We start from the raw sequence: 11,653 nt of genomic DNA on the forward strand, positions 1-11,653 counted from the left end.
AATGGACAAACTGATTATTACTGGCGGCGCTCGCCTTGACGGCGAGATCCGCATTTCGGGCGCGAAGAACGCAGCCCTGCCGATTCTGGCAGCGACCCTGCTGGCCGATGGCCCGGTCACCGTGGGCAACCTGCCGCACCTGCACGACATCACCACCATGATCGAGCTGTTCGGGCGCATGGGCATCGAGCCTGTGATCGACGAAAAGCTGTCGGTGGAGATCGATCCACGCACCATCAAGACCCTGGTCGCGCCGTACGAGCTGGTCAAGACCATGCGCGCCTCGATCCTGGTGCTGGGCCCGATGGTTGCCCGTTTCGGCGAAGCCGAAGTGGCCCTGCCTGGCGGTTGCGCCATTGGCTCGCGCCCGGTCGATCTGCACATCCGTGGCCTTGAGGCCATGGGGGCGAAGATTGAAGTGGAAGGCGGCTACATCAAGGCCAAGGCGCCTGAAGGTGGCCTGCGTGGCGCGCACTTCTTCTTCGACACCGTCAGCGTGACCGGTACCGAGAACATCATGATGGCCGCTGCCTTGGCCAAGGGCCGCAGCGTGTTGCAGAACGCCGCGCGTGAGCCTGAAGTGGTCGACCTGGCCAACTTCATCAACGCCATGGGCGGGAACATTCAGGGCGCCGGTACCGACACCATCACCATCGATGGTGTCGAACGACTGGATTCGGCCAACTACCGCGTGATGCCGGACCGCATCGAGACCGGTACCTACCTGGTTGCCGCTGCCGTGACCGGTGGCCGCGTCAAGGTCAAGGACACCGACCCTACCATCCTCGAAGCCGTGCTTGAAAAACTGAAGGAAGCGGGTGCCGACATCAACACCGGCGAGGACTGGATCGAACTGGACATGCATGGCAAGCGGCCGAAAGCCGTGAATCTGCGTACTGCCCCGTATCCGGCGTTCCCGACCGACATGCAGGCGCAGTTCATCTCGCTGAATGCCATTGCCGAAGGCACTGGCGCGGTAATCGAGACCATCTTCGAAAACCGCTTCATGCATGTTTACGAAATGCACCGCATGGGCGCGCAGATCCAGGTCGAAGGCAACACCGCCATCGTCACTGGCGTCAAGGCGCTGAAGGGTGCCCCGGTCATGGCCACCGACCTGCGTGCTTCCGCCAGCCTGGTGCTGTCGGCGCTGGTTGCCGAAGGCGATACCCTGATCGATCGCATCTACCACATCGACCGTGGTTACGAGTGCATCGAGGAAAAACTGCAGATGCTCGGCGCGAAAATCCGCCGCGTACCGGGCTAGTACCCCGCGGGTGCAAGGACGCACCTATTGAATTGAATGCGGCCAGGTCGATGACCTGGCCGGCAGCAGCCGCTTAAGGACCGACGTTCCAATGTTGACCATCGCGCTTTCCAAAGGCCGTATTCTCGACGATACCTTGCCGTTGCTCGCCGAGGCCGGCATCGTGCCGACCGAAAACCCGGACAAGAGCCGCAAACTGATCATTCCTACCACGCAGGACGATGTGCGCCTGCTGATCGTGCGTGCCACCGACGTGCCGACCTATGTCGAGCATGGTGCTGCCGACCTGGGTGTGGCCGGCAAGGACGTGCTGATGGAGTACGGCGGCCAGGGCCTGTATGAGCCCCTGGACCTGCAGATTGCTCAATGCAAGCTGATGACCGCGGGCGTAGTCGGCGCAGCCGAGCCCAAGGGCCGCCTGCGTGTGGCCACCAAGTTCGTCAACGTAGCCAAGCGTTACTATGCCGAACAAGGTCGCCAGGTCGACATCATCAAGCTGTATGGCTCGATGGAGCTGGCGCCGCTGATCAACCTTGCCGACAAGATCATCGACGTGGTCGACACCGGCAACACCCTGCGTGCCAACGGCCTGGAACCCCAGGAACTGATCGCCACGATCAGCTCGCGCCTGGTGGTCAACAAAGCCTCCATGAAAATGCAGCACGCCCGTATCCAGAGCCTGATCGACACGCTGCGTCAAGCGGTCGAATCGCGACACCGCGGTTGACTCCTGCGCGCGACCTTCGCTGTCGCGCCCGTCTATCCGCGTCATAGCCATTTTTCTCGGGTGCCCGCGCGGATGGACTGGTAGCCTAGGGCGCCTGAGCATTCGCTAATAATCGAGGCCCTCGCCATGACCGTGTCCACTGCAATTGCCCGTCTCAACGCTGCTGATCCGGATTTCGCCCGACATCTGGATCATCTGCTGAGCTGGGAAAGTGTGTCCGATGACGCGGTCAATCAGCGGGTGCTCGACATCATCAAGGCCGTGCGTGAACGCGGTGATGCGGCGCTGGTGGAATTCACCCAGCGCTTCGATGGTGTTGACGCCAAGTCGATTGACGACCTGATCCTCAATCGCGCGCGCCTGGAACTGGCGCTGACCCGTATTACCCCGGTCCAGCGCGAGGCCCTGGAAAAGGCCGCCAACCGTGTGCGCATTTATCACGAGCGGCAGAAGCAGGATTCCTGGCAGTACACCGAGGCCGACGGCACCGTGCTCGGCCAGAAGGTCACCCCGCTGGACCGTGCTGGCCTGTATGTGCCGGGCGGCAAGGCGTCGTACCCGTCGTCGGTGCTGATGAACGCCATCCCGGCCAAGGTTGCCGGCGTGGCTGAAGTGGTGATGGTGGTACCGACCCCGCGTGGTGAGGTCAACGAGCTGGTGCTGGCGGCTGCCTGCATCGCCGGTGTCGACCGGGTGTTCACCGTCGGTGGCGCCCAGGCCGTGGCTGCGCTGGCCTACGGGACTGAAAGCGTGCCGCAGGTGGACAAGATCGTCGGCCCGGGCAACATCTACGTTGCCACCGCCAAACGCCACGTGTTCGGCCAGGTAGGCATTGACATGATCGCCGGCCCCTCGGAAATTCTCGTGGTGTGCGACGGCCAGACCGACCCGGACTGGATCGCCATGGACCTGTTCTCCCAGGCCGAGCACGACGAAGACGCCCAGGCCATCCTGGTCAGCCCGGATGCCGCTTTCCTCGATCGCGTGGCTGCCAGCATCGACAAGCTGATGCCGACCATGGAACGTGCCGATATCATCGAGAAGTCGATCAATGGCCGTGGTGCGCTGATCCAGGTACGTGACATGCAGCAGGCCATGGACGTGGCCAACCGCATCGCACCGGAGCACCTGGAGCTGTCGGTGGCCGACCCGCAAGCCTGGCTGCCACACATTCGCCACGCTGGCGCGATCTTCATGGGCCGCCACACCAGCGAAGCGCTGGGCGATTACTGCGCTGGCCCTAACCACGTGCTGCCCACTTCAGGTACCGCGCGTTTTTCGTCGCCGCTGGGGGTGTATGACTTCCAGAAGCGTTCGTCGATCATCTTCTGCTCCGAACAGGGCGCGTCCGAACTGGGCCACACTGCCTCGGTCCTGGCCCGTGGCGAGTCGCTGACCGCCCACGCCCGCAGCGCTGAATACCGTATTTTGACCCAAGAGAAGGGGAACTGAGCATGAGTCGATTCTGGAGCCCCTTCGTCAAGGACCTGGTGCCTTACGTGCCGGGCGAGCAACCCAAGCTGGCCCGCCTGGTCAAGCTGAACACCAACGAAAACCCCTATGGCCCGTCGCCCAGGGCGCTGGAGGCCATGCGCGGCGAGCTGAACGATAACCTGCGCCTGTACCCGGACCCGAACGGTGACCGTCTCAAGCAAGCGGTGGCCGAGTACTACGGCGTGACCCCGACGCAGGTGTTTGTCGGCAACGGCTCGGACGAGGTGCTGGCGCACATCTTCCACGGCCTGTTCCAGCACGATGCGCCGCTGCTGTTCCCGGACATCAGCTACAGCTTCTACCCGGTCTACTGCGGCCTGTACGGCATTGCCTTCGAACAGGTGGCCCTGGATGAGCAGTTCCAGATCCGCATTGAGGACTACAGAAAGCCCAACGCTGGCATCATCTTCCCCAACCCCAACGCGCCGACCGGTTGCCTGATGCCGTTGCAGGTGGTGGAGCAACTTCTGCAGGCCAACCGTGATTCGGTGGTGGTTGTGGATGAGGCCTACATCGATTTCGGTGGTGAAACGGCGATCAGCCTGGTGGATCGCTACGATAACCTGCTGGTTACCCAGACGCTGTCGAAGTCGCGCTCGCTGGCGGGGCTGCGAGTTGGCCTGGCGGTGGGGCACCCGGACCTGATCGAGGCGTTGGAGCGGATCAAGAACAGCTTCAACTCCTATCCACTGGACCGTGCAGCTATCGTCGGCGCGGCGGTGGCGTTCGAAGACCGTGAGTACTTCGAGGAAACCTGTCGCAAGGTGATAGACAGCCGCGAGATGTTGGTCGGTCAGCTGCAGGCCAAGGGCTTTGAGGTGCTGCCGTCGGCTGCCAACTTCATCTTCGCCCGCCACCCGCAGCAGGATGCCGGCGAGCTGGCGGCACGCTTGCGTGAGCAGGGCGTGATCGTGCGTCACTTCAAGCAACCGCGTATTGCCCAGTTCCTGCGGATTACCATCGGTACGCCGGAAATGAACCAGGCACTGCTGGATGCGTTGAACTGACGTGTAGGAGCGGGTTTACCCGCGAATACGGTAGCGGCGGCAGCGGCGAACGGCCGGTGGAAATTGGCCAGCAGGCCCGGCCCATTCGCGGGTGAACCCGCTCCTACAACAGCCTGTGCGCGTCCAATGTAGGAGCGGGTTTACCCGCGAATACGGTAGCGGCGGCAACGCTGAACGGCTGGTGAAATTGGCCAGCAGGGCCGGCCCTTTCGCGGGTGAACCCGCTCCTACGGGGGGGCGCGCCAGCCCTTGAGGAACGGCAGAGCTGTTGCTTCTCAAGGGATTAATAGCGGCGATCTTCGATTACAAACGGTTTGGCTGTCGGCCTGTTGCGCACTGCCGCCGGTGTACCATCCAGCACCAGCGCATAATCGTTCTGCTTGTCCATCCCCTCCGGATCGGTCCATTGCTCGTCTCTGGCCGCAACCTGGGCAACCACATGGCCGTTCTTGATGATGGTCAGATAACCCTTGGCGTTACTGTTCCAGCGTAGCCGTCCTTTGTTTTCGTCGGCCCGCGCCTTGCGCACGCCGGTATCACCCAGTAAAGGCGTGCCGTCCAATAGCCATTCCGGCTGCAGCTTGAGGCCCATGTGGCGCAACACCGTGGGCGCTACGGAGGTCTGCGCGGGAAGCCCGTACAGACCTCCGGGCCCAGGCATTTCCACAGGAATGCTCAGCTCGGTCAGTTCCTGATTCAACGGTTTGTTGCTGGCGATGAAGATGCTCTTTTCCTGCTCCGAAGCGCCACCATGGCCTTTTCCCCAATAGTCCCGGCCATGGTTGGTACTGACGAGTACCAGCCAGTCTTCCTGTGGGAACATGCGACGCCGCTGGTCTACCTTGTCCAATAGCCACCCGATCTCATTGTCGGCCTTGCGTAACGACTGCGCATAGTGCTCACCATAACCCCTTTGATGTCCGATCTGGTCAGGTTCGTCCAGTTGAATGAACGTGAAGTCAGCGGGTGTGTCACCAAGGGTCTGCAACGTACGCTCAATCACCTGTTCATCTGGCAAACCACTTTCGCGTACATCGGCGTCATGAGCGTCCTCCAGCAGAAACGCCGTGTTGATGGGCGACCAGCTGACGATGCTGGAGAGGTAGGCATTGGGGTAGGCCAGGCGTAGCCGCTTGAACAGGCTAGGAAACGCCCGGTTGACCCGTTGGGAGTCGTCGTCCGATTCAACGCCATGCTTGTCGCTCCACACGCCAGTCAGCAAAGTGATCCAGCCAGGGCCTTTCAAGGTGGGTTGCTCGCTGGCTTTACCATTGATCCCCCCGGCGTAAGCCCTTCCATAGTGCAGCCGCTGTTTCAGGTTGGTCGCATCGCCCAGTTGCAGGTACTGCTGCAATTGCACGCCATCAAGGCCGATGAGCAAGGTCTTAGGGCGGCTCGGGTGTCGGGCCGGGTCACAGCCCGGCTGAAGGGCCAGGAACAGCAATAACAGCAAACTTGCCAGTCGCATGGGGGCGCATCCTTGAAAGCACGCAACGAGCGTTGCAACAAAGTGGCATGCCCACAACTGGCAGAAATACCAGGTGGTTTACCTCTTTGCCTGCAATCCAGTAAGCTGCAGCAATTCGTCGGATGATTGGTTGAGTGGCATGAATACTGAGCTGACCAAGCGCTCCCTGGTGGAGTTGGCGGTAGAGCGCATGCGCGAATGCATCGTGCTGGGCGATTGGCAGGTCGGTCAGCGCCTGCCTACCGAGCCAGAGCTTGCCTTGCAGCTGGGCATCAGCCGCAACACCGTGCGTGAGGCCATGCGCGTGCTGGCGTTCAGTGGCCTGGTGGAAATTCGCCAGGGCGACGGCAGCTACCTGCGCACTGCCCAGGACCCGCTGCAGGCGGTGCACGCGATGTCCCGGTGTACGCCCGAGCAGGCCCGTGAAACCCGCCATATCCTCGAGGCGGAGGCCGTCGGGCTGGCGGCCTTGCGCCGTACCGATGCCGACCTGCAAGCGCTACGGGATGCCCTGGAAGGCAGTGCCGGGCATTTTCACGGCGATGTCGATGCCTATGTGGCCTGCGACCTGGTGTTTCATCAGCGGTTGGTCGATGCCGCCCATAATCCGGCATTAAGCGAACTGTACCGTTACTTTTCCGGGGTCGTGGCTGCCGCTCTGCAGCACAATATGGCCACCGTTCCGCGCTGCCAGGCCACGTTCGACTTGCACGGGCAAATCCTCGACGCCATCGAGCAACGTGACGCTGAACGGGCCAAGCGCCTGACCCGTACCCTCATTGAATCCTGACACCGAGAAGGCCATGGCTGAATCCATCACCCGTAATACCCCATCGAACGAGCGGGATCTCGATGAGCTGCTGATCGACGCTGAAGCTGACGACGAACAGGTCCAGCAGCAGGCTGTGGTGTTGCGGCGGCCCTGGCTGTTGCTGATGGGCCTGGTGCTGGTGGCCTTGAACCTGCGCCCGGCATTATCGAGCATGGCGCCGGTGCTGGGCCAAGTATCTGAAGGCTTGGGGCTGAATGCTTCACAGGCTGGCTTGCTGACCACCTTGCCGGTGCTCTGCCTGGGCCTGTTTGCGCCCTTGGCGCCGTTGCTGGCTCGGCGCTTTGGCAGCGAGCGGGTGATTCTTGGCATCCTCCTCACCCTGGCACTTGGCCTCGTGGTACGGAGTACTTTTGGGGCTATCGGGGTGTTCCTCGGCAGCCTGATGGCGGGGGCCAGCATCGGCATTATCGGCGTATTGTTGCCAGGTATCGTCAAGCGCGACTTTCCACAGCATGCTGGCACGCTCACCGGTGTATACACCATGGCATTATGCCTGGGCGCGGCCATGGCCGCAGGTGCCACCGTACCTTTGGCCCAGCATTTCGACGGCAGCTGGGCACTCGGGTTGGGCTTCTGGGTGCTGCCGGCCTTGCTGGCCATGCTGGTGTGGCTGCCACAGGCCCGTCAGGGGCATGGCCTGCACAAGGTGGCCTATCGCGTGCGAGGCTTGTGGCGTGACCCACTGGCCTGGCAGGTGACCCTGTATATGGGCCTGCAGTCATCACTGGCTTACATCGTGTTCGGTTGGTTGCCATCGATCCTGATCGGCCGCGGCCTCACCCCGACCGAGGCAGGTTTGGTGCTGTCAGGGTCGGTAATCGTGCAGTTGATCAGCTCGCTCAGCGCCCCCTGGCTGGCCACCCGCGGCAAGGACCAGCGGCTGGCAATCGTGGTGGTCATGTCGGGTACGCTGGCGGGGCTGTTCGGTTGCCTGTATGCGCCACTTTCCGGACTGTGGGGGTGGGCCATTGTGCTGGGCCTGGGGCAGGGCGGTACCTTTGCCCTGGCGCTGACCTTGATCGTGCTGCGCTCGAAGGACGCCCACGTGGCGGCGAACTTGTCGAGCATGGCCCAAGGGGTGGGTTATACCCTGGCCTCGATGGGGCCTTTTGCGGTGGGGCTGGTGCATGACCTGACCGGCGGCTGGGCGGCACTGGGTTGGATTTTTGCGGTGCTGGGCGTTGGTGCCGTCGTATTTGGGCTGGGTGCCGGGCGGGCGCTGCATGTGCAGGCGACCTGCGAAAAAGTCTGAGGCCTGTTTTAGCAGTCCCGTCCTCGTGCCTGCCAAGAGGGCGGGACTGGCATAAGGCACCGGGGCAGATTATCGTGCAGTTTTCGAACCTAGGACGGACCAGCCCCCAATGAGCGATGCCAACCGCGCCCTGATTACCCGTTTCTACCAGGCTTTCCAGCGCCTGGATGCCGACGCCATGCTGGCCTGCTACAGCAACGATATCGTTTTCAGCGACCCGGTGTTCGGCACCCTGCGCGGCAAGGACGCAGGCGATATGTGGCGGATGCTCACCACCCGCGCCAAGAACTTCACCCTGACATTCGACAGCATACGCGCAGATGAGCACAGTGGCAGCGCGCACTGGGTGGCTACCTACCTGTTCAGCCAGACCGGCCGTGTTGTGGTCAACGATATCCAGGCACGCTTTGTCATTCGTGATGGGCTGATTTGCCAGCATGACGACACCTTTGACCTGTGGCGCTGGTCGCGGCAAGCGTTGGGTGTTCCTGGAATGCTGCTGGGGTGGTCGCCGCTGATGCAGAACAAGGTCCGCCTGCAGGCATTCAAGGGGTTGCGCGCATTCCAGCAGGCCCAGGGTGAGTGACGTCGTCGGACCTGCCGTTGGTAAGCCCTGGTTTGTCTATCTGGTAAGGGCAGCCAATGGCTCGTTGTATTGCGGCATCAGCGATGACCCGCAGCGTCGGTTCGCCGCGCATCAGAAAGGGCAGGGCGCCCGCTATTTCAAGACCAGCCCGGCCCAGGCGCTGGTGTATGTGGAGCAGTGGCCGGACAAGGGCGCGGCGCTGCGCCAGGAGCGGTTGGTGAAGCGGCTGCGCAAGTCGGCGAAGGAGGCACTGGTGGCCTCCTTTGGCGGCTTGGGGGAAATCAGTCCTTGCGGCGCTTCAGCTGATCCACCAAGGTTGTCGGCAGCCCCTTGATGATCAAGGTCCCCGCTGCTTCGTCATACTCTACCTTGTCCCCCAGCAGATGTGCCTCGAAGCTGATCGACAGCCCCTCGGCACGCCCGGTGAAACGGCGGAACTGATTGAGGGTGCGTTTGTCAGCAGGAATTTCCGGCGACAGGCCGTAGTCCTTGTTGCGGATGTGGTCGTAGAACGCTTTGGGGCGGTCCTCGTCGATCAGGCTGGACAGCTCTTCGAGCGTCACCGGCTCGCCCAGCTTGGTCTGGGTGGTGGCGTACTCGACCAGGGTCTGGGTCTTTTCGCGGGCGGATTCTTCCGGCAGGTCTTCGCTTTCGACGAAATCGCTGAAGGCCTTGAGCAGGGTGCGGGTTTCGCCCGGGCCGTCGACGCCTTCCTGGCAGCCGATGAAGTCGCGGAAGTAATCCGACACCTTCTTGCCGTTCTTGCCCTTGATGAACGAAATATACTGCCTGGAGTTCTGGTTGTTCTTCCACTCCGACAGGTTGATGCGTGCTGCCAGGTGCAGCTGGCCAAGGTCGAGGTGACGGGAAGGGGTCACGTCGAGCTGGGCATTCACCGCCACGCCTTCGCTATGGTGCAGCAGGGCGATTGCCAGGTACTCGGTCATGCCTTGCTGATAGTGGGCAAACAGGATGTGGCCGCCGGTGGACAGGTTGGACTCTTCCATCAGCTTCTGCAGATGCTCGACAGCCACGCGGCTGAAGGCGGTGAAGTCTTTTTCTTCATCCAGGTACTGCTTCAGCCAGCCGCTCAGCGGGTAGGCGCCCGATTCGCCGTGGAAAAAGCCCCAGGCCTTGCCTTGCTTGGCGTTGTAGCTGTCATTGAGGTCGGCCAGGAGGTTTTCGATGGCATCGGAGGCAGCCAGTTCGGAGTCGCGAGCATGCAGCACGGCGGGGCTGCCATCGGGCTTTTTGTCGATCAGGTGAACGATGCAATGACGGATTGGCATGGAATTCTCGGCGAGCTGCAAAAGTTGCCAAGTTTAACCTAGACCTGAGGTGATGCAGTGGCCGTATGTTGGCAGATATGTCGGTTGTTCGTTTTTTGTTCAATTTTGTGTGTTTTCAGCTGAAACCCCCGAAAAACCTGCATTTAATCAAAGTGCGAAGCGGATATTTATCCATTCATGTGGTAGTTTTGCGCGGTCTTGCGCCCCTCGTGTGGCGCATTGCTGGCAGCATGCTTTCGTCGTGTCGAACCAAACGCCGATTTTCGTATCTACATACGCAATTGGCGCGGCCCTCCATTTCAAGGGGCTGGCCCGATAACGTCGTAGTCCGCTGCTTAACCATCGAATTTGATAGGGAAGGAACACCACCATGGCATTGACCAAAGACCAACTGATTGCCGACATCGCCGAATCGATCGCCGCGCCAAAAGCCACCGCCAAGAACGCTCTGGAGCAACTGGGCCAGATCGTTGCTGACCAACTGGAAAACGGCGCTGAAATCACTCTGCCAGGCATCGGCAAGCTGAAAGTCTCCGAGCGTCCTGCCCGTACCGGCCGCAACCCTTCGACTGGCGCTGCCATCGAAATCGCTGCCAAGAAAGTCGTCAAGTTCGTTCCAGCCAAAGTGCTGACCGACGCCATCAACAAATAATTGTTGCTTTGACGAAACCGCGCCCGGCTTGCCCGGGCGCGCTTTTTTCATGCCTGTGATTTACGCTGGGCGTGCCAGGCCTGGCGTGCGGCGTCGTCATGGAAGCTCCAGGCGACCATGCGGCTCTGTTTCTGCCCCTGGCCCATCTCAATGATGCGTACGGCCTTGGCGCCGGACTTCTTCAACGCGGCCTCGATGCCCGGCAGGTTGCTGGCCTTGGATACCAGGCTGGTGAACCAAAGTACCCGTTCGGCGTACTGCACGCTTTCGCCAATCAGCTGGGTGACAAAGCGGATTTCGCCACCTTCGCACCACAGTTCATTGTTCTGACCACCGAAGTTCAGCACGGGCAGCTTGCGTTTGGGGTCCTGTTTGCCGAGGTTCTTCCATTTGCGCTGGCTGCCGCGGGTGGCTTCGTCGCGTGAGGCGTGGAAGGGCGGGTTGCACAGGGTCAGGTCGAAGCGTTCGCCCTCCTGCAGCAGGCCGCTGAGGATGTGCGCTCGGTTGGCCTGCTGGCGCAGGTTAATGGCTTTGCCCAGGCCATTGGCCTGGACGATAGCCTTGGCCGAGGCCAGAGCCACCGGGTCGATGTCCGAGCCGAGGAAGCGCCAGCGGTAGTCGCTGTAGCCCAGCAGTGGATAGATGCAGTTGGCCCCCACGCCGATGTCCAGCGCGCGCACTTGGGCGCCCCTTGGGACGTCGCCGGCATTGTCATCGGCCAACAGATCGGCGGCTACGTGGATGTAGTCGGCACGGCCAGGAATGGGCGGGCACAGGTAATCGGCCGGGATGTCCCAGTGCTGGATGCCGTACTGGGCCTTGAGCAGTGCACGGTTGAACACGCGGACGGCTTCGGGGTTGGCAAAGTCGATGCTGGGCTTGCCGTGGGGGTTGGTGATGGTGAAACGGGCCAGATCAGGGTGGGCCTTGATCAGGCTGGGGAAGTCGTAGCGACCCTGGTGGCGGTTGCGAGGGTGCAGGGTGGGTTTGTTCGGGGTCATGGCAGTGTCCAGCCCTATACGAGCGGTGGCTTGAAGAACCTGGGGCTTGCTACGCAGCCCTTTCGCAACACAAGGGCG

At 61.7% G+C, this 11,653-nt stretch carries 12 protein-coding genes; 9 read left to right on the forward strand and 3 right to left on the reverse strand.

Annotation, left to right across the window (positions count from 1 at the left end; genetic code table 11):
- The first annotated feature begins 1 nt into the window (after position 1).
- From murA to hisC, 4 genes are all read left to right on the forward strand, one after another.
- Positions 2-1,267 carry a UDP-N-acetylglucosamine 1-carboxyvinyltransferase gene (gene murA, locus QYE47_RS16365; protein ID WP_003255119.1) on the forward strand — a complete coding sequence of 422 codons (1,266 nt, stop codon included), beginning with the start codon at positions 2-4 and terminating at the stop codon, positions 1,265-1,267.
- 91 nt (positions 1,268-1,358) lie between these two features.
- The gene (gene hisG, locus QYE47_RS16370) at positions 1,359-1,994 is read left to right on the forward strand and encodes an ATP phosphoribosyltransferase (RefSeq protein WP_003255118.1); all 636 of its coding nucleotides are present in this window, start codon (positions 1,359-1,361) and stop codon (positions 1,992-1,994) included.
- Between the two features lie 126 nt (positions 1,995-2,120).
- Positions 2,121-3,446 carry a histidinol dehydrogenase gene (hisD, locus tag QYE47_RS16375; protein WP_003255117.1) on the forward strand — a complete coding sequence of 442 codons (1,326 nt, stop codon included), beginning with the start codon at positions 2,121-2,123 and terminating at the stop codon, positions 3,444-3,446.
- Positions 3,447-3,448: 2 nt separating this feature from the next.
- Positions 3,449-4,495 (forward strand): histidinol-phosphate transaminase, encoded by a 1,047-nt coding sequence (gene hisC, locus QYE47_RS16380; protein WP_014589831.1) that lies wholly within the window; start codon positions 3,449-3,451, stop codon positions 4,493-4,495.
- A gap of 283 nt (positions 4,496-4,778) precedes the next feature.
- Here hisC and QYE47_RS16385 read toward each other — a convergent pair whose 3' ends face one another.
- The gene (locus tag QYE47_RS16385; RefSeq protein ID WP_070383500.1) at positions 4,779-5,963 is read right to left on the reverse strand and encodes an alkaline phosphatase family protein; all 1,185 of its coding nucleotides are present in this window, start codon (positions 5,961-5,963) and stop codon (positions 4,779-4,781) included.
- Positions 5,964-6,102: 139 nt separating this feature from the next.
- Between QYE47_RS16385 and QYE47_RS16390 the strand changes: the two genes are divergently transcribed.
- The 4 genes from QYE47_RS16390 (at position 6,103) to QYE47_RS16405 (ending at position 8,967) form a co-directional block, all read left to right on the forward strand.
- The gene (locus QYE47_RS16390) at positions 6,103-6,753 is read left to right on the forward strand and encodes a FadR/GntR family transcriptional regulator (protein ID WP_014589833.1); all 651 of its coding nucleotides are present in this window, start codon (positions 6,103-6,105) and stop codon (positions 6,751-6,753) included.
- A 13-nt stretch (positions 6,754-6,766) separates the two neighbouring features.
- Positions 6,767-8,047 carry an MFS transporter gene (locus tag QYE47_RS16395; protein WP_019438074.1) on the forward strand — a complete coding sequence of 427 codons (1,281 nt, stop codon included), beginning with the start codon at positions 6,767-6,769 and terminating at the stop codon, positions 8,045-8,047.
- Positions 8,048-8,156: 109 nt separating this feature from the next.
- Positions 8,157-8,633: a nuclear transport factor 2 family protein gene (locus QYE47_RS16400; RefSeq protein WP_014589835.1), complete on the forward strand. Its 477-nt coding sequence runs from the start codon at positions 8,157-8,159 to the stop codon at positions 8,631-8,633.
- Positions 8,626-8,967, forward strand: a complete 342-nt coding sequence (locus QYE47_RS16405; protein WP_081343575.1) for a GIY-YIG nuclease family protein — start codon at positions 8,626-8,628, stop codon at positions 8,965-8,967. The genes QYE47_RS16400 and QYE47_RS16405 overlap by 8 nt, the downstream gene beginning before the upstream one ends.
- Here the strand turns inward: QYE47_RS16405 and yejK are convergent.
- Positions 8,915-9,922: a nucleoid-associated protein YejK gene (gene yejK, locus QYE47_RS16410; RefSeq protein WP_010952163.1), complete on the reverse strand. Its 1,008-nt coding sequence runs from the start codon at positions 9,920-9,922 to the stop codon at positions 8,915-8,917. The two genes, QYE47_RS16405 and yejK, sit on opposite strands and share 53 nt — an antisense overlap.
- 370 nt (positions 9,923-10,292) lie before the next feature.
- On the opposite strand from yejK, the gene QYE47_RS16415 reads away from it, so the two are divergent.
- The gene (locus tag QYE47_RS16415; RefSeq protein WP_003255106.1) at positions 10,293-10,574 is read left to right on the forward strand and encodes an HU family DNA-binding protein; all 282 of its coding nucleotides are present in this window, start codon (positions 10,293-10,295) and stop codon (positions 10,572-10,574) included.
- A gap of 47 nt (positions 10,575-10,621) precedes the next feature.
- Here QYE47_RS16415 and rlmF read toward each other — a convergent pair whose 3' ends face one another.
- Positions 10,622-11,575, reverse strand: coding sequence for a 23S rRNA (adenine(1618)-N(6))-methyltransferase RlmF (rlmF, locus tag QYE47_RS16420; RefSeq protein WP_070383502.1), 954 nt, complete (start codon positions 11,573-11,575; stop codon positions 10,622-10,624).
- Positions 11,576-11,653: the final 78 nt, after the last annotated feature.

The organism is Pseudomonas sp. 2,4-D (genome assembly GCF_030418155.1).
Classification (GTDB): Bacteria; Pseudomonadota; Gammaproteobacteria; order Pseudomonadales; family Pseudomonadaceae; genus Aquipseudomonas; species Aquipseudomonas alloputida.

Coding starts and splice junctions, on each gene's coding strand:
- murA (WP_003255119.1), top strand. CDS start 2: ATGGACAAACTGATTATTACTGGCGGCGCTCGCCTTGACGGCGAGATC.
- hisG (WP_003255118.1), top strand. CDS start 1,359: ATGTTGACCATCGCGCTTTCCAAAGGCCGTATTCTCGACGATACCTTG.
- hisD (WP_003255117.1), top strand. CDS start 2,121: ATGACCGTGTCCACTGCAATTGCCCGTCTCAACGCTGCTGATCCGGAT.
- hisC (WP_014589831.1), top strand. CDS start 3,449: ATGAGTCGATTCTGGAGCCCCTTCGTCAAGGACCTGGTGCCTTACGTG.
- QYE47_RS16385 (WP_070383500.1), bottom strand. CDS start 5,963: ATGCGACTGGCAAGTTTGCTGTTATTGCTGTTCCTGGCCCTTCAGCCG.
- QYE47_RS16390 (WP_014589833.1), top strand. CDS start 6,103: ATGAATACTGAGCTGACCAAGCGCTCCCTGGTGGAGTTGGCGGTAGAG.
- QYE47_RS16395 (WP_019438074.1), top strand. CDS start 6,767: ATGGCTGAATCCATCACCCGTAATACCCCATCGAACGAGCGGGATCTC.
- QYE47_RS16400 (WP_014589835.1), top strand. CDS start 8,157: ATGAGCGATGCCAACCGCGCCCTGATTACCCGTTTCTACCAGGCTTTC.
- yejK (WP_010952163.1), bottom strand. CDS start 9,922: ATGCCAATCCGTCATTGCATCGTTCACCTGATCGACAAAAAGCCCGAT.
- QYE47_RS16415 (WP_003255106.1), top strand. CDS start 10,293: ATGGCATTGACCAAAGACCAACTGATTGCCGACATCGCCGAATCGATC.
- rlmF (WP_070383502.1), bottom strand. CDS start 11,575: ATGACCCCGAACAAACCCACCCTGCACCCTCGCAACCGCCACCAGGGT.